The organism is Brevundimonas sp. M20, from assembly GCF_006547065.1.
Classification (GTDB): domain Bacteria; phylum Pseudomonadota; class Alphaproteobacteria; order Caulobacterales; family Caulobacteraceae; genus Brevundimonas.
The window spans coordinates 2,181,962-2,206,758 of record NZ_CP041243.1; the positions used below are offsets into that span (position 1 = coordinate 2,181,962).

The following is a 24,797-nucleotide window of genomic DNA, read 5'->3' on the forward strand; positions in this document are numbered from 1 at the left end:
GTAAGGCGCCTACCCCTTCGCCCCGTACCTGACCCGGCTCAGCGCCTCGGTCAGCTTGCGCAGCGGCGCGTCGAAATCCTTGCCGGCCTTCCATTTCTCGAAGGTCATGACGTTCTCGATGCGGGCGGCCACGAAGGCGTCGGCGCGCGCCTTGCCGTCGAACAGACGCATGGTCAGCGCCGGGATCAGGATGCCCGACACGATGGTGCGCTTGGAATAGTGGTTCCAGTCCGTGGCCGTGTCCCCGGACCACTGCCAGATCTGATCGGCGCCTTCCCATGCCAGCTTCAGCCCCAGATCGGCGTTGACCGGCAGGGCCAGGAAGGCCGCGCACTTCTTCGCCGCCTCCAGATCGGCTGCCGCAGCTTCCAGCCGTTCCGACACCGCGCGGGCGATTCGCTCGCGAATCTTCAGCGACGCAGGCTCCACCGCCGACAGGGCCTCCAGCGCCCGGTCGTCATGGCGGCGCGAGAACAGGGCGGCCAGATCGCGCGCGCCGTTGGGCAGCAGCAGTTCCTCATCCCCGAGCGACAGGCCATTGTCCTCGCAGGCCGCCCGCACCAGCCGCGCGTTCCAGCCCAAGACGGGCGCTCGGGCGATGGCCGCGTCCAGCACGGCCTGCTCCATGCGGTCGGCCCAATCCGGTTCTGGCGTCTGTGTCATGAACGCAGCATAGGCCTGTCGCGCGGGCGTTTCGAGCCTTCACAATGTGCCGCGACGATCTGGACAGACCGGGTGGGCTCGTGTATCTGCCCGCCTTCCCTCGCGAGCCCCTCGGTTCGGGAGCAAGAATTTTATTTGTCTGCCCGTCTCCCTCACAGGACGCGGCGGGCGGCCAAAGGAGAGTTTCACCTGGTTCAGATTTTCGTCCGCGACAACAACGTCGATCAGGCCCTCAAGGCCCTGAAGAAGAAGATGCAGCGCGAAGGCAGCTTCCGCGAAATGAAGCGTCACGTGCATTACGAAAAGCCGTCGGAAAAGCGCGCTCGCCAGAAGGCTGAAGCCGTCCGTCGCGCCCGCAAGCTGGCCCGCAAGCGCGCCCAGCGCGAAGGCCTGCTGCCGGCTCCGAAGCCCCGCGCTCCCCGGTAACACCGGGCCGCAAGGCTGAAAGATCAAAGGGCCGCTCCGGATCACCGGGGCGGCCCTTTTTCATGCGCTGTTTCGTCTTGTTGCGTCCCCGCCCCTGACCGCCTCAACCTTGGGACGCAAACAAGGAATTGGACGATGCAGGATCGCATGCTGAAGGCGCTGTTCGTGATCGGCGGGCTTGTCGTGGTCGTATCGGCCGTCGGCATCCTGACCGCGCCCCTGCTGGTGAAGCTGCTGACCGGTTCCTTCCAGGGGGTCTGAGCCGCCGGCGCACCCAAGCAGGGACACCAGCCACAGACCGAAAAATCAAAGGGCCGCCCCGATGGAGCGGCCCTTTTCAATTGCGCTTCTCTACGGAGAGGGAAGCGGCCCTCAGTTGCCTCCCCCTCGGACCGCGCCGACGAAGCTCTTCCAGCTCAGCTTCACATCCGACAGGGCGCCGGCGCGGAAGGCCCGGCCCGAGACCCACACCATCAGCAGGGCGAAGGCGAACATCCCGGCCAGTGCGCCGATCAGTTCGACCAGCGGCACGTCCGAATGCAGCCGCGCCATCATCAGGAAGGGCGTGAAGAAGGGCACCCATGACAGGTACTGGATCAGCGGCGCATCCGGAGAACGCAGGGTCATGGTCATGATCATGATCGGCACGACCAGCACCATCATGATCGGGCCCATCAGGGTCTGGGCGTCACGCGGCGTCTCGCAGAAGGCGCCGATGGCCGCGAACAGCACCGCGTACATCAGATAGCCGCCGACCATGAAGGCGATGAACCAGGCCAGCATTCCACCCTGCCACAGGACGTCGCCCGCCATGACCGCATACTGGGGCTGGAAGGCGATCAGAACCCCCGCGCCCAGCCCGCCCCAGGCCAGCATCATGGTCAGGGTCAGCATCGCCACGCCCAGCACCTTGCCCGCCAGGATCTCCGTCGCGGACGCCGAGGACAGCAGGACCTCAAGGATCTTGTTCGACTTCTCCTCCATCACGCTGTTCAGCAGGATCGAGGCCCCGGTGATGATCAGCGACCACAGCAGGAAGCCCCCGGCCAGACCCATCAGCATCGGCAGACGGTCGCGGAACGACACCTCGCCGTCTCCGGCGGAGCGGGGCGAGAAGGCCTTCACGTCCGGGCGGAACTGCTCGGCGGCTTCAACGACGCCGGCGTCGATGCCCGCGCCCTCGAACACCGTCTTGCGGTTGGCCGAGCGCAGGGCGTCGCGGACGAAGTCCTCGACCGTGTCGTCGGTGGCGCGGGCGCTCCATACCCGGGCGGCGGGCTTGCCCTGCGCGTCCCGGGTCAGGAAGACCACGGCGTCCAGCCGTTCGTCCTTCGGCGTCTCGTCCGACAGGTGACGACGCACAGCCGCATCCTGCGTCTGACCCGGCGCGGCCGAGGCGATATCGGCCGGGGTGTCGACGATCTTCAGCGGCGGACGCGACAGGGCGGCCATCGCGCCCTGGGTCGCCGCCGGATTGCTGACCCCGCCGCTGGCGGCGGTCGCCTTCTTCACCGCTTCGTCGGCGCGTTCGCGCTGACGGTCCGCGTCCCGACGCAGGGCGTCCTGGATCGAGGCCGCCAGACCGGCGGCCTGCGGGCCTTCCTCGACGATGACGACCTCGCGCACCGGCTCGGACGATCGGATCAGGGCGGGCACCGCGCCGCCCAGCACGGCGAACGCCGGGAAGGCCAGCAGCGACACCCAGAAGCCCACCGTCATGGCGTAGGCGGCGTATTCGCGCCGCGCGATCAGGAACATGCGGTTCATCGGGCGGCCTCCGCGCCGGTCGACTTCACGGACTGATCGACATCGGGCCGAACGCCCGTCAGATCGATAAAGGCGTCATGCAGGGTCGGTTCGCGCAGTTCGAAGCGGCGCACGTCCAGCCCGCCGATGAAGGCGGCCTTCAGCGCATCCTGCCCGTGCGCACCCTGCGCCATCGCGGCTTTCAGCACCCGCACGCCATCCGCGTCGGACAGCACCTCGATACCGGTCACCCCCGGCAGGCGGGCGGCCTGATCCGGGTCAATCGCGCCCTCCAGCTCGAGGAAGCGCCGCGAGGTCGCCCGCGCCTCCGCGACCGTGCCTTCGAAGGCCTTTCGGCCCCGCGCCAGCAGCACGACCTTGTCGCACAGCCGCTCGGCGTGCTGCATCACATGGGTCGAGAACAGGACAGTCGCCCCATCGGCGGCCAGCCCCCGGATCATCTGCTCCAGTCCCTGCTGGTTCACCGGGTCCAGCCCCGAGAAGGGCTCGTCCAGGATCACGAACTCGGGCCGGTGCACCACCGACGAGATCAGCTGAACCTTCTGGGCCATCCCTTTGGACAGCTCCTTCATCTTCTTGCGCTTGGAGGCGCCCAGCCCCTGCGCGTCCAGCATCTCCTTGGCCCGCTTGCGCCCCTCGCCCAGCGGCAGGCCCTTCAGCGAGCCGAAGAAGGCGATGGCGTCCACCGGCGTCATCTTCTTGTAGAGTCCGCGTTCTTCCGGGAGGAAGCCGATCCGGTCGCGCACCCGGCGGCCGTCGTCGGCGCCCAGAATGCTGATCCGGCCCGACGTCGCGGGCTGAAGTCCAAGGATCATCCGCAGGGTCGAGGTCTTGCCAGCCCCGTTCGGTCCCAGGAACCCGCAGATGGAGCCCTTGGGCACCTCAAAGCTGAGGTCGCGCACGGCCTGAAACTCGCCGTACCGCTTGCTCACATTCTCCAGCGTCAATGCCGCCGTCATTCGGGCCCCTCCATTACAACTTGAGCGAAGCCTATGGGTGTAAAGGAAGTTTGACAACCCGCCTCAGGATGGTTCGCGGGTCGATTGTCATGAATTCCGTGTCATGTTCGGTGCATACGACTCACCGTCGCCCTGCCCCGCCTCGCTCCATCCCGGATGGCAATGCCCTACGAAGCCGCACAGTCCCCCGTCGCCCCGTCCTCGGCCTCGCGCCTATGGACCGTGGGGGCCAGCGCCGGGGTGTCGGTCGTCGTGCTGCTTTTGCTCGCGATCTTCCAGCCCACGCTCGCGCCATGGCTGATCGGCGCGGCGCTTCTGGTGTCCGTGTCGACCTGGGCGATCAACCGTCGACCGCGCTCCGCCGCCGTCGCGGACGCCGAGGCGGAAGCCGCGCCGGATCTCACCGACGTGGCCGACCCTCGCCTTCTGGACAGCGCCTTCGAGGCCTTGGGCGACCCGGTTCTGGTCATCTCGGGCGGCGAGGCGGACGATATCGCGGGCCGGCGGGTGATGCTGGCCAACGCCGCCGCGCGCGAGCTTTTCCGCATCCAGCGCGAAGGCGCCCTGCTGGTCTCGGCGGTGCGCGAACCCTCGGTGCTCGAAGCGGTGGACGAAGCCCTGTTCGGCGGACTCGATCGCACCACTGACTACTCCGGCGTCGGCGCCCAGACGCGCCACTGGCGCGCTCTCACCCGTCCCCTGACCACCGCGACCGGCGATGGACGGCTGGCCCTGCTGGTCCTGCGCGACGAGACCGACGTGCGGCGTATGGAGCTGATGCGGGTCGACTTCCTGGCCAACGCCTCGCACGAGCTGAAGACCCCGCTGGCCTCGCTGGCGGGCTTTATCGAAACGCTCAAGGGCCACGCCAAGGACGACCCCAAGGCCCGCGACCGCTTCCTCGACATCATGGCGGTTCAGGCCGACCGCATGAGCCGCCTCGTGGCCGATCTGCTGTCGCTCAGCCGGATCGAGCTGAACGAGCACGTCCCGCCCGCGGGCCGCGTCGATCTGGCCCGCGCCACCGTCGACGTCATGGACGCCGTCAGCATCCTTTCGGCTGAACGCGACGTCACCGTGCGGCTGGACGACCGAGAGGTCTCGGCCCCCGTCCACGGCGACCGCGACGAGATCGTTCAGGTCGTCCAGAACCTCGTCGACAACGCAATCAAATATTCGCCCTCCGGTGACACGGTGGAGATCATCATTCGGCCTGACGTCACGCTGGATGAAGCCTCCGCCCCCTGGTCGGGCGGCAACCGCGAAGGCGGGATCACCCGTCTGCCGCTGGTCACCCCGGACCGTGAGGCGGGCAAGCGCTACGCCGCCATCACCGTGCGCGACCACGGCCCCGGCATGGCCCGCGAGCACCTGCCCCGCCTGACCGAGCGCTTCTACCGGGTCGAGGGCCAGAAAAGCGGCGAACGCTCCGGCACGGGCCTCGGCCTCGCCATCGTCAAACACATCGTCAATCGCCATCGCGGCGGCCTGACGGTCGAAAGCGCGCCGGGTCAGGGCGCGGTCTTCACCGCCTACTTCCCCGTGGCCCACAAGGCCGCCGGGCGGATCGACGCGACCGCCGCGTGACGGCGCTGCGACAAGGGGTCCGACAGCGTAACAGAACTGTCATGCAGCCGTCTTAATCCGCTGACCATTCCCGGGCAGTTTCCGCCGCGGGGCGAACCGGGCGACCGGACCCTTCCGATTCTCCCTCCCGGATCACCATGACCTGGCTCTTTCTGCCGATCCTGATCGCCGCAGCCGTCGCCGCCTATTTCGGCGCGCAGGCGCTCGCGGCGCGCCGCGCGAAGACCGGTCGCGCCCATTCGCGCCCGGCCCAGCACGGCGCCTATGCGCTGATCTGGACGGCCGTCCCGGCCCTGATCGTGCTGCTCGCCGCCTCGGTCTTCTCCGGCCCGGTTGAGCATCAGCTGATGGCCTCCGGCGCGCCCGAGGCCGTGCAGCAGCTCGAACCCTTCCGTCGTCAGGCCTTCTACGCCGACGCCCAGGCCGTCGGCGCCGGGCGCGAGGCGATGCAGATCTGGCCCGCCCCCTATTCCGAACTTCTGCCGTCCGAGGGCCAGCGCGCCGCCCGCATCCACCTGATGCTGGGCCTGTCGGGCGTCGTGGCCGCCGCCCTCGCCGCCCTGCTGGGCGCCCTGTTCGTCTTCAGCCAGATCCGCCCCGAGATGCGCGCCCGCAACCGGGTCGAGGGGTGGATCGTCGGCGCCCTGTTCGCCTGTTCGGCCGTCGCGGTCCTGACCACGGTCGGCATCGTCGCCTCGCTGGTCTACGACTCCTTCCGCTTCTTCAGCTCGGTGCCGATCACCGAGTTCCTGTTCGGCGCCCAGTGGAGCCCGCAGACCGCGATCCGCGCCGATCAGGTCGGCTCGTCGGGCGCCTTCGGCGCCCTGCCGCTGTTCGCCGGCACCTTCCTGATCATGATCATCGCCATGATCGTCGCCGGGCCGGTCGGCCTGTTCTCGGCCATCTACCTGTCGGAGTACGCGGGCCCGACCTTCCGGGCGACGGTGAAACCGGTCCTTGAAATCCTCGCGGGCGTTCCGACCGTCGTTTACGGCTTCTTCGCCGCCCTGACCGTCGGCCCGGCCATGCGGGTCTTCTTCAACACCATCGGCAGCTGGATGGTCGGCGGTCCGCTGGACGGCCTGGGCCAGTATCTGATGCTGGTCCAGAACCAGATGGCCCTCGTCGCCGGGGGCGTCATGGGCATCATGCTGATCCCCTTCGTCAGCTCGCTGTCCGACGACATCATCAACGCCGTGCCCCAGTCGCTGCGCGACGGCTCCTACGCCATGGGCGCGACCAAATCCGAGACGGTGAAGCGCGTGCTTCTGCCCGCCGCCCTGCCCGGCGTCGCCGGCGCCATGCTGCTGGCCATGTCGCGCGCCATCGGCGAGACCATGATCGTGACCATGGCCGCTGGTCTGGCCGCCAAGCTGACGCTCAACCCGCTGGAGACCGTGACCACCGTCACCGTCCAGATCGTCACCCTTCTGACCGGCGACCAGGAGTTCAACAGCCCCAAGACGCTGTCGGCCTTCGGTCTCGGCCTGACCCTGTTCCTCGTGACCCTGCTGCTGAACATCGTCGCTCAGCGCATCGTCCAGACCTACCGGCAGCAATATGACTGACGCAGCCGACCACGCCCCCGTGACCCCGACCGCCCAGCCCGCCGACGCCCGCGTCGACCGCCTGCGCGCCGGGTTGAAGAAGCGCTATGCGCGCGAGACCCGGTTCCGGCTGTACGGCCTGCTGGCCATCGGTGTCGCCGTGGGCTTCCTGCTGCTCCTGCTCGGCCGGATCATTGATCAGGGCCACACGGCCTTCTACGCCCACACCGTGACCGTGCCGGTCTACATGGACCCGGCCCGCGTTGATCGCGGCTATCCGCAGGGCACGAACTTCGAACTGCTGGTGGCCGAACAACAGCTGGCGCGTTTCGGCGAGACCGACGATCCGGCGGGGACCAAGGCCCGGGCCATGCGCGGCCTGTTCTCGTCGGAGCTGAAGTTCGTCGCCGCCGAACGCGTCCAGAAGCAGCCGAACCTCATCGGTCAGACGGTGATGATCGCCGCCCCGGCCTCTGACGACGCCGACCTCTATTTCAAGGGCGAGATTTCAAAGGACATCCCGTCAGACCAGCGCCGCCTGACGGATCAGCAGCTCGTCTGGCTGGACCGGATGAAGGCCGAGGGCCACGTCTCGGCGCACTTCAACACGGCCATCTTCAGCAAGGGCGACTCGACCGAGCCCGAACTGGCGGGCGTGCTGGGCGCCGTCATCGGCTCGGCCCTGATGCTGCTGGTCACCGCCGTCATCGCCATCCCGCTGGGCGTCGGCGCGGCCCTGTACCTTGAAGAGTTCGCGCCGAAGAACCGGATCACGGACATCATCGAGGTCAACATCAACAACCTCGCCGCCGTGCCGTCGATCATCTACGGCCTCTTGGGTCTGGCTCTGTTCATCAACTGGATGCACCTGCCCCGCGCCAGCCCGCTGGTCGGCGGTCTGGTGCTGGCCCTGATGGCCCTGCCGACCATCATCATCGCCACCCGGTCGTCGCTGAAGGCCGTCCCGCCCTCGATCCGCGAGGCGGCCTTGGCCATGGGGGCGTCGAAGACCCAGACAGTCTTCCAGCACACCCTGCCGCTGGCCATGCCCGGCGTGATGACCGGCGCCATCATCTCGATGGCCCACGCGCTCGGCGAGACCGCCCCCCTGCTGCTGATCGGCATGGTCAGCTTCGTGCCGGGCCTGCCGCACAGCATCGTCGAGCCGTCGGGCGCCCTGCCCTCCCTCGTCTATATCTGGGAGAACGCGTCCGAACGCGCCTTCCACGAGCGGACCGCCGCCGCGATCCTGGTCCTGCTCGTCTTCATGATCGTCATGAACGCCGCCGCCATCCTGCTGCGCCGGCGCTTCGAACGCCGGTGGTAGTCCCCATGTTCTCGAAGATTTTCCGCGCCGCCGACGGCGCCGAAGGCCCCGCGGCCTCCCAAGACACCGTCATCGCCGCCCCGACCGTGACCCACGGCGACGCCCCCGTCGGCCCGACCAAGATCGCCGCGCGCGACGTGTCGGTCTTCTACGGCGGCAAACAGGCCCTGTACGACGTCTCGCTGGATATCCCCGACAAGACCGTCACCGCCCTGATCGGCCCGTCGGGTTGCGGCAAGTCGACCTTCCTGCGGACCATGAACCGCATGAACGACACCATCTCGCACGCCAAGGTCACCGGCCGGATCGAGATGGACGGCGAGGACATCAACGCGAAGGCCGTCGATCCCGTCCTGCTGCGCGCCCGCGTCGGCATGGTGTTCCAGAAGCCCAACCCCTTCCCCAAGTCGATCTACGAGAACGTGGCCTACGGCCCGCGTATCCACGGCCTGGCGTCGTCGAAGGCCGATCTGGACGTCATCGTCGAGGCCTCGCTGAAGCGCGCCGGCCTGTGGACCGAGGTGGCCGACCGCCTGCACTCGCCCGGCACCGGCCTGTCGGGCGGCCAGCAGCAGCGTCTGGTCATCGCCCGCGCCATCGCGGTCGAGCCTGAAGTCATCCTGATGGACGAGCCCTGCTCGGCCCTGGACCCGATCGCCACCGCCAAGATCGAGGAACTGATCGACGAACTGCGCGAGCGCTACTGCATCGTCATCGTCACCCACTCGATGGCCCAGGCCGCCCGCGTCTCGCAACGCACCGCCTTCTTCCACATGGGCCGTCTGGTCGAGACCGGCCCGACCGAGGAAATCTTCACGAATCCGCGTGAGCGGCGCACCCTCGACTACATCACGGGGCGCTTCGGCTGATGAACCAGCACACCGTCAAGGCCTATGGCGACGAACTGAACCAGCTGACTGCCGAAGTCGCCCGCATGGGCGGCCTCGCGGAGGCCCAGGTCGCCGACGCCGTCGAGTCCGTCGCCCGCCGCGACGTGGCCCTCGCCAAGGCCGTGGTCGAACGCGACGCGCGCCTCGACGCGATGCACCGCGACATCGAAAAGAAGGCCATCCGCCTGATGGCCCTGCGCCAGCCGGTCGCCTCCGACCTGCGCAAGACCCTGTCGGCGATGAAGCTGGCGGTCGATCTGGAGCGCACCGGCGACCTGGCCAAGAACATCGCCAAGCGGGCCCTGATCCTCGCCGAGGGCGAGCCGATGCAGCCCCTCACCCGCTCCATCGAGCGGATGGGCAAGCTGGTCTCCATGCGCCTGCGCGACGTGCTCGACGCCTATGCGGTCGGTGAAGTGGATCGCGCCATCGCCGTCTGGAACACCGACGACGAGGTCGATGAGCACTACAACGCCCTGTTCCGCGAACTGCTGACCTATATGATGGGCGACCCGCGCACGATCAGCGCCTGCACCCATCTGCTGTTCATGGCCAAGAACCTTGAGCGGATCGGTGACCACGCGACCAACATCGCCGAAACCATCCACTACGAAATCACCGGTCTGGAGTTCACGGGCGAACGCCCGCGCTGGAACCCCGAGACCGACGGCGACCAGCCGACCCCCGCCTGAGACTGACCGGAGAGTCTGACGTGCAGCCCTATGTTCTGGTGATGGAAGACGAGGACGCGCTGGCGACGCTGCTGTCCTACAACCTCGAAAAAGAGGGCTACAAGGTCGTCGTCGCCTCGGACGGGGAGGAAGGCATGCTCCAGATCGACGAGCGCCTCCCTGACCTGGTCCTGCTCGACTGGATGCTGCCCAAGCTGTCGGGCATCGAGGTTTGCCGTCGTATCCGCGGCCGCTCGGAGACCCGCAACCTGCCGATCATCATGCTCACCGCTCGCGGGGAAGAGTCCGACCGTATCCGCGGCCTCGACACCGGCGCCGACGACTATCTGACCAAGCCCTTCTCGATGACCGAGCTGACGGCCCGCATCCGCGCCGTCCTGCGCCGCATCCGCCCGGGTCTGGCTGACGACCGCATCAACCACGGCGACATCGTCATCGACCGCGTCGCCCACCGTGTCCGCCGCGCCGGTCTGGAGATCCACCTGGGGCCGACCGAGTTCCGCCTGCTCGACCACTTCATGCAGCACCCGGGCCGGGTGTTCAGCCGCGAACAGCTGCTGGACGCCGTCTGGGGCTCGGACGTCTACGTCGAGGCCCGCACCGTCGACGTCCACGTCGGCCGCCTGCGCAAGGCCCTCAACGTCGAAGGCACCGTCAACCCGATCCGCACCGTCCGCTCGGCCGGCTACTCGCTGGATCTGGGGGGCTAAGCCCCCTGGTGTCCGCGCCGGGTCACCGGCAGGGACATAGGGCTCGCCTCAGCCGTCGGCGGCGCCGAAAGCTGTTCGGCCACATCCAGCAGGAATGTCCGGTGGCGCTTCTGGGCGCCCGCCGGATCGGCGTACTTCTGAAGCATACGGGGATTGAACCGCTCGGCCTCATCGCGAAGTCGGGTGATGACGGCGGCCAGATGGTCGGCGCCCTTGCGCACCTGCATCAGGTCGGCGTGTCGGCGCAGATCGTCCATCCGCCGTCGCAGCGGCTCCTGAACCAGTTGGCCGATCTCGCTGCGCCAGGCCATCTGGACGAAATCGTGCGCGTACAGTCTTACGAAGCTTTCCTCGATCACCATGACCTCACCCACCCTATTCCATCGACGCGGAGCGCCGCGCCTGTTCCTGGTCAACGGATCTCTGCCGGGCCTGGTCGATGGCCTCCGCTTGAGCCGCGTAGCTATTGGACTGTTCAGCGAGCGCCGCCCGACCCGTCTGGTCCCGGATCACAGTCGCGGCGACGAGGCCGAGGACCAGCACCAAGAGCGACATCAGTATGATCCAGGAGATCAGCGGCCTTCGCACAAAAGGCTCCTGGGTCGGCTGTTCAAAGCGGCTCACACGCCGCGCTCCAAACTGACACGAGGAGCCAGACGCCAGCCGACCCGCTCGTGAGGGGTCAGCTCGATGCGCACCAGATCACCGGGCTCCGATCTCGCCGCACAGCCTTCTGCGGGCAACACCATCATCCGATGGCCGTTGGCCAGGATCACCGAACGACCTCCGTTCGGAAACGCCTTTGTTACATGCGCGGCGAAGACAATGGCCTGCGCGTCCTCAGGCCGCACCTCGTTGTCGGCCGGGGGCTCTGCTCAAGATGTGGCGTTCAACTGTTCCGATCGACATGACGAGACCTTCCATAGACGGATACCCGCGGCGGTATCGCGCGCGGCTGGTCAGTCTGCTCCTGATCGGCTGGGGGTCTCGGGCGCTACGCGGGAAACCAGCGTTACGCGGTGAGATTGACCGGCGCATCCTGCACGCTGGAAGGGGCGAAAGAAAGGCGCGAACGGCCGTCAGCCCGGCGCTGCCGCCTTCTTACCGCGTGTAATCAGCACCCCGAACGCCGCCGCCAGCGGGAACATCAGCACGCCATAAACCGCGGCCGGCAGCGACATCTCCGGGTTCTGCAACACCGAGCGGGCGATCACGATGGCCAGCGTCGCATTGTGAAGCCCGACCTCGAAGGCGCTGGCGACCGCCTGCGGCCGCTCGATCTTCAGCAGGCTCGGGACCACGAACCCGATCCCCAGGCTCAGCACGCAGAAGGTCACCACGATCCCGGCCACCGCGCCGATATTGGCCATCAGCACATCGAACTGGGCGACCGCCGCGCCGATGATCACCAGCGTCAGGATCACCACCGAGGCCAGCCGCACCGGCTTGTCCATGGCGGCGGCGAAGCCGGGCTTCAGCCCCCGCACCAGCATTCCCAGCCCGACCGGCGCCAGCACGATCATGAAGACCTCGACCGTCTTGGCCAGTTGCAGACCCACCTGCCCCCCGTCCGGGTGCAGAACCGCCAGCGACAGGTTCACCACGATCGGCAGGGTCACCACAGCGATCACCGAATTGATCGCCGTCAGGCTGATGTTCAGAGCCACGTCGCCCCGGAACAGATGGCTGTAGAGATTGGCCGTGGTGCCGCCCGGCGAGGCCGCCAGCAACATCATCCCGACCGCCAGCACCGGCGGCAGCCGGAACAGCAGCACCAGCCCGAAACACACCAGCGGCAACAGGATCAGCTGACAGACCAACGCCACGGCCACGGCCTTCGGCCGCCGCCCGATCCGCACGAAATCCCCGGGCGTCAGGCTGAGCCCCAGCCCGAACATGATGATCCCCAGCGCGATCGGCAGACCGATGACGGTGATGGCTGAACCCATGATCCTGATCCCCCACGACGCTGTCCCGCGCCTCTTCGGGGATCAGCGTGTCACGTCCCGCGAAGCCCGCCAAGCGACGGCGCGTCGCACGCAAGCTTCCTTCTCCCCCTCAGGAAGGAGGAAGGCGTGATCCAGTCCGCGAGCACATCTACCCGACGAACGCCCTTCACAGCCGCGCTAGACCCGCTACGGTCCCCCGCAGATTTCGTGGAGTTCGCCCATGCGTCGTCGCACCTTCCTGTCGTCCCTGCCCGCCGGGGCGCTGTTGGCCGGGAGCGGAATCGCCAACGCCCGGACCCCGCAGGCGACGCCGCAGGCTCCAGCCGGCTCCCCGCCCCGCCCCGCCCCGCGCCCTGATCCTTACGCCGGCATTGGCCCCGGCGACCGGATCACCGGACCGAAATTCGTGGGCCGCTCGACCGTCTGGGGCGCCAACGGCGCCGCCGCCACAGCCCATCCCCGCGCGACCCTGATCGGTATCGACACCCTGCGGCGCGGCGGTTCGGCCATCGACGCCGCCATCGCCATCAACGCCGCGCTGGGCTTCCTCGAGCCCGTGGCCAACGGCATCGGCGGCGACGCCTTCTGCATGCTGTGGGACCCGGCCCAGCGGAAGGTCGTCGGTTTCAACGGCTCGGGCAACAGCCCGCGCGGTCTGTCACTGGAGACCGCGCGGTCGAAGGCTCGCCAAAATGGCCACCTGCCCTCCTACGGCGCGGTCACCGTCAACGTCCCCGGCACGGTCGACGCCTGGTGGAGCGCCCACCAACGCTACGGCAAGCTGCCCTGGAAAGACGTCCTGCTGCCGGTGGCCGAGCTGTGCGAGGAGGGCGTGCCGGTCCCGCAGGTCATCGCCTATTACCTTGAGCGCAACATGGCCTCGTTCGACAGGTCGGCGGCGTTGATCGAGGAGAACGACAACCGCAAGAAGGTCTATGCCCCCGGCGGCGAGACCCCCAAGGTCGGCCAGATGTTCGCCAACCCGGACCTTGGCCGGACCTATCGCCTGATCGCCGAGCACGGCCGCGACGCCTTCTATGACGGCCCCATCGCCGATGCGATCCAGGGCTATTTCCGCCGCATCGGCGGCTGGATGACCCGCGTCGATCTCGCCGCGCACCGCACGGAATGGGTCGAGCCGATCCAGACCAACTATCGCGGCGTCGACGTCTATGGCCTGGGGCCCAACACACAGGGCCTGTCGACCAACCAGATCCTCAACATCTGCGAACAGTTCGACCTCAAGGGCATGGGTTTCCAGTCCGCCGCCTCGATCCACCATCAGGCCGAGGCCAAGCGTCTGGCGTTCGAGGACAGGGCGAAATGGTTCGCCGACGACCGCTTCAGCCGCACCCCGGTCGAGTGGCTGAACTCCAAGGAATACGCCCGCCGGCGCGCCGCCCTGATCCGGCCGGACCGGGTCATGGACCGCGTCTTCCCCGGCGATGCGCCGACCCAGGGCGACACCACCTATTTCAGCGTCGCCGACAAGGACGGCATGATGGTCAGCTGGATCCAGTCGAACTACCGCGGCATGGGCTCCGGCCTCGTGGCCGACGACGGCGCGGGCAATACGCTGGGCTTCATGTTCCAGGACCGGGGCGAGCTGTTCGCCCTGACCGACGGCCACCCGAACGTCTATGCCCCGGGCAAGCGGCCCTTCCACACCATCATCCCCGGCTTCGCCTGCAAGGACGGAAAGCCGTGGATGGCCATGGGCGTCATGGGCGGCGGAATGCAGCCTCAGGGACAGGCCCAGATCATCATCAACATGGTCGACTACGGCCTCGACCCGCAGGAGGCCGGCGACGCCCCCCGCTGGCAGCACTACGGCTCATCCGAGCCCACCGGCGAACTGGCCGAGGGCGTCGGGCGCCTGCATCTGGAAAGCGGCGTCCCCGCCGCCACCAAGGCGCAACTGGAGGCCATGGGCTGGACCCTCGGCCCGCCCGACGGCGGCTTCGGCGGCTACCAGAACGTGGTCATGCAGCAGAACCCGGGCGGCCGCTGGACCTACGGCGCGGCCACGGAGATGCGCAAGGACGGCATCGCGCTGGCGTATTAAAGGACGAGGCGAATGAAATATCTACAAGTCAGATGGATTCACTCGTGGCCAGACGAGCCGGTTCTTTATTACATGGAGATCGACGCCGATAGATGGGAGCGTAGAGGAGTAAGCATATTCGCTGACGGTACCGCAGCGTTCGCAGATGGTCATGAGAGCCATGGCCGCGAAGGGCTATGCCCCCTTCCCCTTCCATCAATAGATGTCATTGCGAGCGACCCCGAGTTCGAACCGGCAGAAGTCACCCGCGTCGAGTTCGAACAGGTTTGGGATCAGGCGAAGACAAGGCTTCGATAGATCCAACCACACTGTCTGCTTTTGGCGACGTAGTTTGTCAGCCATCTTGAGATTCTGGCCGCATAGGCAGCACTTTGGCTGATCGCCTTACCGCGATTTCATCTTCCGCCGCGCATCCACGGCGACGCTTCGCCGCCTCTCCCCCGAACAACTCTCGGAGGGCGGATGATGCCGGATGCGATCATGGCTTTGGTCGGGTGGCTCGGCGCGACGGCGGTCCTGGGCCTGATCGCGGCTGTGGCTCTGCGCGGCAAGGTGAAGTGGGGGTGGTTCCTCAGCGCCCTCGCGCTGATGTCCGCCTACGACGCCCTGCTGACCCGCGGCTACGGCCACATCCCCATCCACTTCTGGCCCTCGGACTGGAATTGGGAGGGCAAGGTCATGGCCCTGATCCTGTCACTGGTCGTCGCCGTGGCCTTGGGCGCCCGCCGCTGCGGCCTGACGCTGAAACAGGACCGCAAGGGGCTGAAGGGCGCCCTGATCCTGTCTGGCGCCCTGATCGCCCTCTTCCTCGGCCTGGCCCTCTACTTCCCCGGTCAGGGGACCGACGCCGACACCCTCGCCTTCCAGCTGACCATGCCGGGGCTGGACGAGGAGGTCTTCTATCGCGGCGTCCTGCTGCTGATGCTGAACGAGGCTTTCGCCCGCCCCATGCGCATCCTCGGCGCGCCCATGGGCTGGGGCGCCCTGATCAGCTCCGTCGCCTTCGGTCTGGCCCACGCCCTCGGCTACAGCGACGGCGCCTTCACCTTCGACGCCATGACCATGGCCCTGACGGGCGGTCCGGCCCTGCTGCTGGTCTGGCTGCGCGAGAAGACCGGCAGCCTGCTGCTCCCTGTGGTTATGCACAATTTCGCCAACGCTATCTCCCTGCTGGTCTGACCGGCCACAGCGTCGCCATATTGGCCCCCGAGCGTACACACGCGCCGGTAGGGCGGCGCGATGACCGGAGGTTCCATGATCGCGCTTCTCGCCGCCGCCGGCTTGCTGGCGACACCCCCGGCCTGCGCCCCGGTCGACGGCGTCGAGGCCCTGTGGCGCGAGGACCTGCGCTTCATCGCCGTCGGTGAGATGCACGGCACGGTCGAGGCCCCCGCCGCCTTCGCCGATCTGGTCTGTCTGGCGCTGGAGAAGGGCCCGGTCACGGTGGCGCTGGAGTATCCGGCGGCGATGCAGCCCACCTTCGACGCCTTCATGGCCGAGCCGGACGCCGACGCCGCCCGCGCCATCCTGCTGGCCTACCCGTACGGCCCCTTCCGCTATCACGACGGGCGCGGCAGCGAGGCGATGATGGCCATGTTCCAGCGCTTCCGGGCCCTGCATCAGGCAGGCGCCGACCTGAAGCTGTTGGCCTCCGTCCCCGACAGCCCCCGCGTCGAGGGCTTCACCCAGTCCCACGCCGAACTGGACCGCGCCCAGCTCTGGTCCGCCGCCGCCCGCGCGACGCCCGAGCGCCGGATGATGATCTTCGTCGGCTCGATCCATGCCGGAAAGGCCCGCCGCGTCGGATCGGCCATCGGCCTGCCCGCCGCCGCCCATTTTCGCCCGGAGGAGGTTCTGTCCCTCTACGTCGCCTCAGACGGCGGCGAGGCGTGGAACTGCCGGGACGAGTGCGGTCCACACGCCATCACCTCGCTCGGTCTCGGCGACCGCCGCGGCGTCGTCATCGCGCCCGAGGCGGACGGGGCCTTCGACGGCTATCTCGCCGTCGGCCCGGCCACCGCCTCCCCGCCTGTCTCCCGTCCCTGATGCAAGGCTGAACCATGCTCGAACTGCTCGCCGCCGCCGCCCTGTTCACAGCCCAGCCCACCGACCAGCCGAACACCCGACCCGACTGCGCCGCCCCAACCGGGACCGACGCCCTGCTGGCCCGGCCCGAGCGCATCCTCGTCATCCCCGACTGGCACGGCGCGGTCGAAATCCCCGCCGCCTTCCTCGGCATCGTCTGCGAGGCGGCGAAACAGGGGCCCGTGACCATCGCGCTGGAAATGCCGGAGACCGAGCGTGTCCTGTTCCGCAACGCCCTGTCGGCCCCGACCGAGGAGGCCGCGCGGAACACCTTCCTCTACGGCGATTTCGGCAATCCGCGCAGCACCGACGGCCGCAACAGCCTGGCCATGCTGGACATGATGGTCGGCTTCTGGCGGCTGAAGGCGGCCGGGCATGACGTGGCCATCCATCCCTTCATGCCCGTCGAGTCGGTCATCCGGGGCCGGGATCAGGCCTGGTGGGAGCTGGAGATGGCCTACGGCATCAGCCGCGCCCTCGCGAACCGCCCGGAGGCCCGGGTTCTGGTCTTCGTCGGCGACCTGCACGCGCGCAAGACGGGCTATGAGCGCTTCCCGGACATCGGTACGCCCGCCGCGGGCCACCTGCACGCCTCGGACACCTTCACCCTGACCATCGCTAATCAGGGCGGCGCGACCTGGGACTGCGACCCGAACGGCTGCGGTCCTCAAACCCGCCGGGGCCGCTACGACCCCGACGCGCGGGGCATCATCCTCGGCCCCGTCGAGGACGGCGCCTATGACGGCGTGCTGGCGGTGGGGCCGACCACGGCCTCACCGCCCGCCGCGCTGCAGGATCAGCCCGCCGTCACCTCGTCCGGCTCCAGCTCATAGACCGTCGCGCAGTATTCGCAGGTCACGCGTATCTTGCCGTCAGGCTCGATCATGTCCGCCCGTTCGTCCGGTCCGAACGAGGCCAGCACCGAGCTGATCCGGTCCTTTGAGCACCGGCACTGGGCCTGAAGCGCCTTGGCGCCCTCCAGCCGCACCCCATCCTCGTGGAACAGGCGGAACAGAAGGATGTCCGGCGTGATGGTCGGGTCGATCAGTTCGTCGTCCGCCAGCGTCTGGAACAGCGCCCGCGTGCGGTCCCAGACCTCCTCGGTCGAGCCGCGCGTCTCGTCACCCGCGATCAGCTGGATCAGCGCCCCGCCCGCGCGCCATTGCGACCCGGCCTCGGTCTCCACCGAGCCGACGGCCAGACGCACCTTGGTCGGGATCTGCTCCGACTGCTGGAAATAGTGTTCGGCGGCCAGCGACAGGCTTTCACCCTCGATCGGGGTGATGCCCTGGGTGCGCTCGAAGTCCGGACCGCGATCCAGCGTCATCACGAACACGCCTTCGCCCAGCAGGGTTTTGGCGCCCGGACGCGCGAAGCCCTGCGACGCCGCCGCGACCTCCTCCGGATCGAACCGGCAATAGCCGCGCAGATGCCCGTCGGTGCCGTAATCGGCCACGACGTAGCGCACCGGGCCGTTGCCCTGCGCCTGCACCAGCAGTCGCCCCTCGAACTTCAGGCTCGACCCGATCAGGGCCGCCAGCGCGCAGGCCTCGCCCAGCAGGGCCGCCACGGGCTCCGGATAGGCGTGGGCCGACAGGATGGTGTCGATGGTCTCGCCCAGACGCACCAGACGACCGCGCACGGGCCAGCCCTCGATCTGGAAGGCGGCCGCCAGATCGTCAGAAGGCACGGAATGGGTATGCGCGTGATCGGTCACGGCGGTCCTCGGTCATGAATACGAAGGCGGCTAGATAGGGGGCCGAAGGGGCGATGATAAGGCCCCCTCCCGCGCCCGGCGTCTGCGGGTATAGTCGATGACAAACTCCAGGCGGTGATTTGATGTCCAGAGCCCACCTCAAACCGTTGAACAAGCAGACGATTGTGATCACGGGGGCGACCTCGGGAATCGGTCTGGCGGTGTCCCGTCGGGCGGCCCGGGCCGGGGCCTGCGTCTTCCTGATCGCGCGCGGCGAAAAGGATCTGGCCGCCCTGTGCGAGGAGCTTCAGGCCACCGGCGCCCGCGCCGCCTTCGCCGTCGCCGATGTCGCCGACCCCGACGCCCTGGCCGAGGCCGCCGACAAATGCCGCCGCCTGTTCGGCGGTTTCGACACCTGGATCAACAATGCGGGCGTCTCCATCTTCGGCCCGATCCGCGAGACGACCCTGGCCGACCAGCGCCGCCTGTTCGAGACCAACTACTGGGGCGTGGTGAACGGCTCCATCCTCGCCGCCGAGCGCCTGCGCGACCGGCCGTGGGGCGGGGCGATCATCAACGTTGGTTCCATCCTGTCCGACGCCCCCCTGCCCGTCCAGGGCGTCTATTCGGCGTCCAAACATGCCGTGAAGGGCTTCACCAACGCCCTGCGGATGGAGCTGATCCGTGATAACGCCCCGGTCAGCCTGACGCTGGTCAAGCCCGCCGCGCTGGACACGCCCTACAGCAAGCACGCCCGCAACCTGACCGGCTATGCGGTCCATAACCCCCAGCCGGTCTATGCGACCCGGGTGGCGGCCGACACCATCCTGTACTGCGCTACCCATCCGATCCGCGAGATCACGGTCGGCGGCGGAGGCCGTCTCATCGCTGGCCTGTACAGCCTCCTGCCCGGCGTGGCGGAACCTCTTCTCGCGCGGTTCGCTCCCTCCCTGATGCGGGACAGGGGTTCCGCCTATGCGCCGGACGACGACGGGCTCTACGACCCGACCGAAGACGGCCTCGATGAAGAGGTTCATTATCCGATGGTTCGCCAGTTTTCCGCCCTCGCCGAAGTTCGCAAACATCCCGGCATCGCCGCCGGTGTCGTGGCGGTTCTGGCCGGCGTCGGTCTCGCCACCCTGCTGCTGAACCAGCGCACCGGCCCCACACGCCTCGAGGCGTTCCGCGGGCGCTTCAAGTCGCGCGGCGGCGCGGACTTCGACGGCCTGCGCGGTCGCTTCGACGACATCGCCGAAACCGTCCGTCACAGCCTCAGCGACGCCGGCGCCCGCGCCCAGCACTTCACCGATGACGCCCGCGACAAGGGCGGCCGCTGGTGGGACAAGACTCAAAAATCCTCGCGCAAGGCCCTGAAAAAGCAAGGCAAGGCCGCGCGCCGCTATGCCGAGGACGTGGGGGACTACGCCAGGACCCATGCGAAGGAAGGCGGCGCCCTGCTGGCGCTGGCCACGATCGCCGCCGCCGTCGGCGCCGCCGCCCTCGACGCCCGCCGTCCCGACAGCCGCTTGCGCAACATCGGGCGGTTCTAGGGGCGCTACGCACGAGCCTACGACCGAACTCTCACCTCCCCATCGCCCTCTTCAAGGCGATGGGGAGGACAGATCGGCGTCTTCGCCGATCTGGAGGGGGCGACGCAGGCGTTCGAAAATGGCCCGCCTATACCGATTTTGAGGCGTCTTCTTCCGATACCGAGCCGCCCTCTCCTGATCGACGCTGGCGCGCCGATCTGTCCTCTCCATTCGCTTGAGGGCGAATGGAGAGGTGAACGGTCACTGCCTCCATACGTCCAATACTGACGCATCGGCATGCGATCCTGTCCGACATGGACCTCGCCGCCCGCCTTTGTGACGAACGCGCCGACCTGCGGGCGATACACCGCCATGCCCTGACGCAGCAGGCCATGGCCGCCGTGAACGCAACGCCCGTCGCCTGCGCCGGTGGCGCCGCCTCATCATCAAATGCCTGCGCGCCCTGCGCTATATCGCCCGGATCGAGGCCGGTCGGGCGCAGGACGATCCGTCCTGTTCGCACCCGCTTTTTTCTGACTCACCGGCAAAAAGTCACCCGCCGCCCGCGCCTGTCATCAACCCGGATTTAAACCGCCGCCGCACCTTGCGCGAACACCGCCGACGACGATGAAGCGGCTCCGAAACCCCGAATTCCCCCACCAGTTCACCTCCCCATCGTCCCTTCGAGGCGATGCACGCTCCCCCTTTGCTTTCGTTATCCTCCGGCAAGCCGCGCAGCGGCGCAGACCGGGGGATGACGAATGCGGGGGTCGGCTCCACACCCTACGTCACACCAATTACACTCTTCGCACCCGGTTTTTCGCGCCCACGCCGCCGCGTCCGTTGCTGCAACTGCGAAGGTGGGCCAAGGTCTTCGAATGGCTGACGCGACCTATGTTTTCGACTTCGATTCGACCCTCGTGCGGGTCGAGACGCTTGAGGCGCTGGCCGACATTGCGCTCGAAGGTTCGCCAGAGGCGGCGTCCGTGCGCGCCGAGATCGCGCGTCTGACGGATCAGGCCATGGCCGGGGAGCTCGGCTTCGGCGAGGCGCTGCGTCGCCGTCTGGCCCTGCTGCCCCTGACCCGCGCCCATGTCCAGGTCCTCGCCGACCGCATCCTCGACGAGGGCACGCCCTCGGTCCGCAAGAACCTCGCCTTCTTCAAGGCCAACGCCCACCGCATCGTCATCCTGTCCGGCGGTTTCCGCGAGGTCATCGCCCCCGTCGCCGAGCGTCTCGGCGTCGCGCCTGACCGGGTGCTGTGCAACGACCTGACCTATGACGCCGATGGCCGCGTCACCGGCGTGGACAGCGCCAATCCCCTGTCCGAGGCGGGCGGCAAGCCCACGGTCATCAAGGCCCTGAACCTGCCCTCGCCCGTCGTCATGGTCGGTGACGGCTGGAATGACGCCGAGGTCAAGCTGGCGGGCGCGGCGGACCGCTTCTACGCCTTCACCGAGATCGTCCGCCGCCCCCCCGTGGTTCAGGCCGCCGACGCCGAGGCCGCCTCCATCGACGAACTGCTCCATGCCGAGCACGAGACCGGCCGCTGGTCCTATCCGCGCAGCCGCATGCGCATCCTGCTGCTGGAGAACATCCACCCCGCCGCCGTCGAGCGGCTGGAGGACGCCGGCTATGCCGTCGAGACCGCCAGCGGCGCGCTGGGCGAGGACGAGCTGATCGAGCGGATCAGGGGCGTCCACGTTCTGGGCATCCGCTCCAAGACCATGGTCACCGAGCGGGTGCTACAGGCCGCCGACCGCCTCATGGCTGTCGCCGCCTTCTGCATCGGCACCAACCAGATCGACCTGCCCGCCGCCTCGGACCACGGAGTCGCCGTCTTCAACGCTCCCTACTCCAACACCCGCTCGGTGGTGGAGCTGGCTATAGGCGTGATGATCAACCTCATGCGTGATGTGCCGGACAAGTCCGCCGCCATGCACCGGGGCGAATGGAACAAGTCGGCCACCGGCTCGCGCGAGCTGCGCGGCAAGACCCTCGGCATCGTCGGCTACGGCGCCATCGGCAGCCAGCTGTCCGTGCTGGCCGAAAACCTCGGCATGCGGGTCATCTTCCATGACCTGACCGAGCGCTTGGCGTTGGGCAACGCCCGCCGCATGCCCTCGCTCGACGCCCTGCTGGCGGAAAGCGACGTCGTCACCCTTCACGTCGACGGCCGCTCCGACAACGCCAATGTCATGGGCGCCGCCCAGTTCGCGAAGATGAAGCCGGGCGCCCTGCTGCTGAACCTGTCGCGCGGCCACATTGTCGATGTCGGCGCCCTCGCCCAGGCGCTGGACTCCGGCCGCATCGGCGGCGCGGCGGTGGACGTCTTCCCGGATGAACCCGCCACCAACGCCGACCCGTTCGACAGCCCCCTCCGCGGCCTGAAGAACGTCATCCTGACCCCTCACATCGGCGGCTCCACCGAGGAGGCCCAGGAGGCCATCGGCGCGTTCGCCGCCGACCGTCTGCTGGCCTATCTGAACCGGGGCGACACCACCTTCTGCGTCAACCTGCCGAACGTGCAGCTGGCCGAGGTCTCGGGCGCCCACCGCATCCTGCACATCCACCGCAACCAGCCCGGGGTTCTGGCCGACCTCAACCGCGCGATCGCCGGGGCGGGACTGAACATCCTCGGACAGCATCTGAAGACGGACGAACGCACCGGCTACGTCATCACCGACGTCGACCGGAACTATGATCCGGAGGCGGTGCAAACCCTGCGGGGTGTGTCCGGAACGCTGCGCTTCCGCATGTTGTACTGAGTACGGACGAAAAGCTTACCTCGCGGCATCTTGCATACCCGGAGAACGGGCGCAGAGTGCGGTTAACGGTCGCATCATGACGACCGAGGGAGGAACATCGATGTCTCGTTTTCTGCGTAACGCGGCCGCCGCCGCGTTGGCGGTCGCCGCTGTGGGTGCTGTCGCCTCGACGGCCAGCGCCCAGACCTACAACCGCCTCGTCGTCTTCGGCGACAGCCTCAGCGACAACGGCAACCTGTACGCCGTCTCCGGCCAGCCCACCTCGCCGCCCTACTATCAGGGCCGCTTCTCCAACGGACCGGTCTTCACCGAACTGCTGGGCTTCAACGCCGGCCGATATACCGCCGGGGCTCCGGTGACCGGCAGCGTCAACTACGCCTTCGGCGGCGCCCGCACCGACCTGTCCGTCAGCCCTCCGGGCATGCGCGCCCAGCTCGCCGCCTACACCGGGGCCGGCGGCACCTTCGGCCGCAACGACCTCGTCAGCATCCTTGGCGGGGCCAACAACATCTTCCAGGCCTTCCCGGCCGCCGCCGTGTCCAGCAACCCGACCGGCGCCATGCAGTCCACGGCCAACGCCGCCGCCACCGACATCAACCTGATCGTCAACAGCGTGGCCACCGCCGGCGCCGGGACCATTCTGGTCACCAACCTGCCCCGCCTCGGCATCACGCCCCAGTTCGCGGCCACCGGCGTCAACGGCGCGGCTCTGGCCGACTACGCGGGCCAGACCTTCAACAGCGCCCTGCTGTCCCGGCTGATGACCACCGCCGCGGCCCAGCCGAACACCAACATCATCCTGATGGACCTGTACAAGATCAGCGACCCCCTGGCGGCCAACCCGGGGCGCTTCGGCCTGACGAACGCCACCCAGTCCTGCTTCAACGGCGTGACGGTCTGCGCCACGCCGGACACCTACCTGTACTGGGACGGCGTCCACCCGACGGCGGCGGGCCACCGCCTGATCTCGCAGTTGGCGGTCGACTACCTCTACTACGGCGACATCGGCGCCCAATCGACGGTTCAGGCCGAGACCGCCTTCCGCCAGCGTGAGGACCTGCTGGACCTGTCCACCGAGACCTTCGCCGGTCGCGGTCCGTGGGAGCCCGGCACCCACATGACCTTCGGCGTTCTGGCCGACAGCGTCGACGGCGATGCGCGCGGCGTGGTGGCCGAGACCAAGGCCACCGGCTGGGGCGGTCGCGTCGGCCTCGATCACGTCATGTCCGACAGCCTGCGCTTCGGTCTGGCGGCGGCCTTCCGCACGGCCGACGTCGAGGCCGGGCCGATGGCCTTCGATCTGGAGACCTACGCCATCGACGCCTGGGCCGGCTGGCGCTCGGGCAACATGTTCATGGGCGCCGCCGTCGGCGGGTCGATCGACAACTACGACGACATCACCCGCCAGACCTCTCTGGCCCCCATCGTCCACACCGGCGAGACCAACGGCGGCAGCGTCGGCGTCCGGGTGCAGGGCGGGATGTGGTTCGACATGGGCGGCATCGCCCTGTCGCCACGCGCTGCGGTCACCTGGGGTTCGACCGATGTGAACGGCTACTCCGAGTACGGCTTCGCGGCCCAGTACGACTACCACGACCGCACCGTTCAGGCCGCCGCCGCCGAAATCTCCCTGCGCGCCGAAGGCGGTGGCGACGGCATGAGCTTCTTCGTCGAGGGCGGCTACCGCGACTCGTTCGGCGACAGCTCGGACCCCGTCGCCGTCGGCATCCTGGGCAACCCCGCCCAGGTGCTGGAGCGTGAGGTCGAGGATCCCTTCGGCGGCTCCCTGCTGGCCTCGGCCGGCGTCGAGGCTGATGTCGGTCCCGGCAAGCTGAGCCTCGGCTATCGCGGCCGGTTCGGCGATCACGCCGACAGCCACGTCGGCGCCCTGACCTGGAGCATGTCGCTCCAGTAAGACCCGCCGCAACCGACGATCAGGGGCGCGGGGCAAGGTTCCGCGCCCCTTTTCGTTGCCTGCCTGCGACCTCCTGCCGCCCCCGGCGCCCCAAAGTCGCCCCCTCGCCCGCCTATATCCCCGGCTCACCGAGGCGCGGAGCCCCGGCCGCGCCGCGGATGTGGCGCGCCGCCGCGCCGCCTGTTCCCCGCTCACCCCGAGCCGAAGACGGAGCTGACGCCG

24 protein-coding genes and 1 pseudogene are annotated in these 24,797 nt (G+C 68.3%); 17 read left to right on the forward strand and 8 right to left on the reverse strand.

All coding sequences use genetic code 11. From position 1 onward, the window contains the following. Positions 1–9: 9 nt before the first annotated feature. The gene (locus FKQ52_RS10690) at positions 10–663 is read right to left on the reverse strand and encodes a COQ9 family protein (protein WP_141627167.1); all 654 of its coding nucleotides are present in this window, start codon (positions 661–663) and stop codon (positions 10–12) included. A 189-nt stretch (positions 664–852) separates the two neighbouring features. Between FKQ52_RS10690 and rpsU the strand changes: the two genes are divergently transcribed. Both rpsU and FKQ52_RS16775 read left to right on the forward strand, forming a co-directional pair. Continuing rightward, positions 853–1,089 (forward strand): 30S ribosomal protein S21, encoded by a 237-nt coding sequence (gene rpsU, locus FKQ52_RS10695; RefSeq protein WP_141628328.1) that lies wholly within the window; start codon positions 853–855, stop codon positions 1,087–1,089. Between the two features lie 135 nt (positions 1,090–1,224). After that, positions 1,225–1,350 (forward strand): hypothetical protein, encoded by a 126-nt coding sequence (locus tag FKQ52_RS16775; protein ID WP_255431398.1) that lies wholly within the window; start codon positions 1,225–1,227, stop codon positions 1,348–1,350. A 111-nt stretch (positions 1,351–1,461) separates the two neighbouring features. Here FKQ52_RS16775 and FKQ52_RS10700 read toward each other — a convergent pair whose 3' ends face one another. Then, positions 1,462–2,856: an ABC transporter permease gene (locus FKQ52_RS10700; protein WP_141627168.1), complete on the reverse strand. Its 1,395-nt coding sequence runs from the start codon at positions 2,854–2,856 to the stop codon at positions 1,462–1,464. Further along, positions 2,853–3,815, reverse strand: a complete 963-nt coding sequence (locus FKQ52_RS10705) for an ABC transporter ATP-binding protein (protein WP_141627169.1) — start codon at positions 3,813–3,815, stop codon at positions 2,853–2,855. Before FKQ52_RS10705 ends, FKQ52_RS10700 begins: the two co-directional genes overlap by 4 nt. 162 nt (positions 3,816–3,977) lie before the next feature. On the opposite strand from FKQ52_RS10705, the gene FKQ52_RS10710 reads away from it, so the two are divergent. From FKQ52_RS10710 to phoB, 6 genes are all read left to right on the forward strand, one after another. Then, positions 3,978–5,402 carry a cell wall metabolism sensor histidine kinase WalK gene (locus FKQ52_RS10710; RefSeq protein WP_141627170.1) on the forward strand — a complete coding sequence of 475 codons (1,425 nt, stop codon included), beginning with the start codon at positions 3,978–3,980 and terminating at the stop codon, positions 5,400–5,402. A 137-nt stretch (positions 5,403–5,539) separates the two neighbouring features. Next, positions 5,540–6,970, forward strand: coding sequence for a phosphate ABC transporter permease subunit PstC (gene pstC / locus FKQ52_RS10715; RefSeq protein ID WP_141627171.1), 1,431 nt, complete (start codon positions 5,540–5,542; stop codon positions 6,968–6,970). Continuing rightward, a complete protein-coding gene (pstA, locus tag FKQ52_RS10720) occupies positions 6,963–8,276 on the forward strand; it encodes a phosphate ABC transporter permease PstA (RefSeq protein ID WP_141627172.1) in 1,314 nt (437 codons plus the stop codon). The genes pstC and pstA overlap by 8 nt, the downstream gene beginning before the upstream one ends. A 5-nt stretch (positions 8,277–8,281) precedes the next feature. Further along, entirely contained in the window at positions 8,282–9,145 is an 864-nt protein-coding gene (gene pstB, locus FKQ52_RS10725) for a phosphate ABC transporter ATP-binding protein PstB (protein ID WP_141627173.1), read from the forward strand. Further along, a complete protein-coding gene (gene phoU / locus FKQ52_RS10730; RefSeq protein WP_141627174.1) occupies positions 9,145–9,858 on the forward strand; it encodes a phosphate signaling complex protein PhoU in 714 nt (237 codons plus the stop codon). Before pstB ends, phoU begins: the two co-directional genes overlap by 1 nt. A 20-nt stretch (positions 9,859–9,878) precedes the next feature. Then, positions 9,879–10,568: a phosphate regulon transcriptional regulator PhoB gene (gene phoB / locus FKQ52_RS10735; RefSeq protein WP_141627175.1), complete on the forward strand. Its 690-nt coding sequence runs from the start codon at positions 9,879–9,881 to the stop codon at positions 10,566–10,568. Here the strand turns inward: phoB and FKQ52_RS10740 are convergent. The 4 genes from FKQ52_RS10740 to FKQ52_RS10750 form a co-directional block, all read right to left on the reverse strand. Beyond that, positions 10,565–10,942 (reverse strand): hypothetical protein, encoded by a 378-nt coding sequence (locus FKQ52_RS10740; RefSeq protein WP_141627176.1) that lies wholly within the window; start codon positions 10,940–10,942, stop codon positions 10,565–10,567. The genes phoB and FKQ52_RS10740 overlap by 4 nt on opposite strands. Before the next feature lies 1 nt (position 10,943). Further along, positions 10,944–11,192 carry a hypothetical protein gene (locus FKQ52_RS10745; RefSeq protein WP_141627177.1) on the reverse strand — a complete coding sequence of 83 codons (249 nt, stop codon included), beginning with the start codon at positions 11,190–11,192 and terminating at the stop codon, positions 10,944–10,946. Further along, on the reverse strand, positions 11,189–11,344 hold the full coding sequence (locus tag FKQ52_RS16455; protein ID WP_168196833.1) for a hypothetical protein: 156 nt from the start codon (positions 11,342–11,344) through the stop codon (positions 11,189–11,191). Before FKQ52_RS16455 ends, FKQ52_RS10745 begins: the two co-directional genes overlap by 4 nt. Positions 11,345–11,647: 303 nt before the next feature. Next, complete coding sequence (locus tag FKQ52_RS10750; protein ID WP_141627178.1) at positions 11,648–12,517, reverse strand: bile acid:sodium symporter family protein; 870 nt, start codon at positions 12,515–12,517, stop codon at positions 11,648–11,650. A gap of 220 nt (positions 12,518–12,737) precedes the next feature. Here FKQ52_RS10750 and FKQ52_RS10755 point away from each other — a divergent pair, with 220 nt between their 5' ends. From FKQ52_RS10755 to FKQ52_RS10775, 5 genes are all read left to right on the forward strand, one after another. Next, positions 12,738–14,582, forward strand: coding sequence for a gamma-glutamyltransferase family protein (locus FKQ52_RS10755; RefSeq protein ID WP_141627179.1), 1,845 nt, complete (start codon positions 12,738–12,740; stop codon positions 14,580–14,582). A gap of 72 nt (positions 14,583–14,654) precedes the next feature. Next, positions 14,655–14,879: a hypothetical protein gene (locus FKQ52_RS16885; protein WP_370451061.1), complete on the forward strand. Its 225-nt coding sequence runs from the start codon at positions 14,655–14,657 to the stop codon at positions 14,877–14,879. 183 nt (positions 14,880–15,062) lie between these two features. Beyond that, entirely contained in the window at positions 15,063–15,761 is a 699-nt protein-coding gene (locus FKQ52_RS10765) for a CPBP family intramembrane glutamic endopeptidase (RefSeq protein ID WP_240811627.1), read from the forward strand. A gap of 75 nt (positions 15,762–15,836) precedes the next feature. Beyond that, complete coding sequence (locus tag FKQ52_RS10770; RefSeq protein ID WP_141627182.1) at positions 15,837–16,628, forward strand: hypothetical protein; 792 nt, start codon at positions 15,837–15,839, stop codon at positions 16,626–16,628. Between the two features lie 14 nt (positions 16,629–16,642). After that, positions 16,643–17,500 carry a ChaN family lipoprotein gene (locus FKQ52_RS10775; protein ID WP_141627183.1) on the forward strand — a complete coding sequence of 286 codons (858 nt, stop codon included), beginning with the start codon at positions 16,643–16,645 and terminating at the stop codon, positions 17,498–17,500. Here the strand turns inward: FKQ52_RS10775 and FKQ52_RS10780 are convergent. Beyond that, the gene (locus tag FKQ52_RS10780; protein ID WP_141627184.1) at positions 17,464–18,384 is read right to left on the reverse strand and encodes an Hsp33 family molecular chaperone; all 921 of its coding nucleotides are present in this window, start codon (positions 18,382–18,384) and stop codon (positions 17,464–17,466) included. The genes FKQ52_RS10775 and FKQ52_RS10780 overlap by 37 nt on opposite strands. A gap of 122 nt (positions 18,385–18,506) precedes the next feature. Between FKQ52_RS10780 and FKQ52_RS10785 the strand changes: the two genes are divergently transcribed. From FKQ52_RS10785 to FKQ52_RS10795, 4 genes and pseudogenes are all read left to right on the forward strand, one after another. Further along, a complete protein-coding gene (locus FKQ52_RS10785; RefSeq protein ID WP_240811628.1) occupies positions 18,507–19,913 on the forward strand; it encodes an SDR family oxidoreductase in 1,407 nt (468 codons plus the stop codon). Positions 19,914–20,770: 857 nt separating this feature from the next. Beyond that, positions 20,771–21,247, forward strand: a pseudogene (locus tag FKQ52_RS16890) (HAD family hydrolase); the annotation flags it as partial. 216 nt (positions 21,248–21,463) lie between these two features. Further along, positions 21,464–22,660 (forward strand): phosphoglycerate dehydrogenase, encoded by a 1,197-nt coding sequence (gene serA, locus FKQ52_RS16895; RefSeq protein ID WP_240811811.1) that lies wholly within the window; start codon positions 21,464–21,466, stop codon positions 22,658–22,660. A 100-nt stretch (positions 22,661–22,760) separates the two neighbouring features. Beyond that, positions 22,761–24,575, forward strand: coding sequence for an autotransporter domain-containing protein (locus FKQ52_RS10795; protein WP_141627187.1), 1,815 nt, complete (start codon positions 22,761–22,763; stop codon positions 24,573–24,575). Positions 24,576–24,797: the final 222 nt, after the last annotated feature.

Excerpts from the sequence above, each read along its gene's own strand:
- FKQ52_RS10690 (WP_141627167.1), bottom strand. The coding sequence starts at position 663 with ATGACACAGACGCCAGAACCGGATTGGGCCGACCGCATGGAGCAGGCC.
- FKQ52_RS16775 (WP_255431398.1), top strand. The coding sequence starts at position 1,225 with ATGCAGGATCGCATGCTGAAGGCGCTGTTCGTGATCGGCGGGCTTGTC.
- FKQ52_RS10700 (WP_141627168.1), bottom strand. The coding sequence starts at position 2,856 with ATGAACCGCATGTTCCTGATCGCGCGGCGCGAATACGCCGCCTACGCC.
- FKQ52_RS10705 (WP_141627169.1), bottom strand. The coding sequence starts at position 3,815 with ATGACGGCGGCATTGACGCTGGAGAATGTGAGCAAGCGGTACGGCGAG.
- FKQ52_RS10710 (WP_141627170.1), top strand. The coding sequence starts at position 3,978 with ATGCCCTACGAAGCCGCACAGTCCCCCGTCGCCCCGTCCTCGGCCTCG.
- pstC (WP_141627171.1), top strand. The coding sequence starts at position 5,540 with ATGACCTGGCTCTTTCTGCCGATCCTGATCGCCGCAGCCGTCGCCGCC.
- pstA (WP_141627172.1), top strand. The coding sequence starts at position 6,963 with ATGACTGACGCAGCCGACCACGCCCCCGTGACCCCGACCGCCCAGCCC.
- pstB (WP_141627173.1), top strand. The coding sequence starts at position 8,282 with ATGTTCTCGAAGATTTTCCGCGCCGCCGACGGCGCCGAAGGCCCCGCG.
- phoU (WP_141627174.1), top strand. The coding sequence starts at position 9,145 with ATGAACCAGCACACCGTCAAGGCCTATGGCGACGAACTGAACCAGCTG.
- FKQ52_RS10750 (WP_141627178.1), bottom strand. The coding sequence starts at position 12,517 with ATGGGTTCAGCCATCACCGTCATCGGTCTGCCGATCGCGCTGGGGATC.
- FKQ52_RS10755 (WP_141627179.1), top strand. The coding sequence starts at position 12,738 with ATGCGTCGTCGCACCTTCCTGTCGTCCCTGCCCGCCGGGGCGCTGTTG.
- FKQ52_RS16885 (WP_370451061.1), top strand. The coding sequence starts at position 14,655 with ATGGAGATCGACGCCGATAGATGGGAGCGTAGAGGAGTAAGCATATTC.
- FKQ52_RS10765 (WP_240811627.1), top strand. The coding sequence starts at position 15,063 with ATGGCTTTGGTCGGGTGGCTCGGCGCGACGGCGGTCCTGGGCCTGATC.
- FKQ52_RS10770 (WP_141627182.1), top strand. The coding sequence starts at position 15,837 with ATGATCGCGCTTCTCGCCGCCGCCGGCTTGCTGGCGACACCCCCGGCC.
- FKQ52_RS10775 (WP_141627183.1), top strand. The coding sequence starts at position 16,643 with ATGCTCGAACTGCTCGCCGCCGCCGCCCTGTTCACAGCCCAGCCCACC.
- FKQ52_RS10785 (WP_240811628.1), top strand. The coding sequence starts at position 18,507 with ATGTCCAGAGCCCACCTCAAACCGTTGAACAAGCAGACGATTGTGATC.
- serA (WP_240811811.1), top strand. The coding sequence starts at position 21,464 with ATGCGCATCCTGCTGCTGGAGAACATCCACCCCGCCGCCGTCGAGCGG.
- FKQ52_RS10795 (WP_141627187.1), top strand. The coding sequence starts at position 22,761 with ATGTCTCGTTTTCTGCGTAACGCGGCCGCCGCCGCGTTGGCGGTCGCC.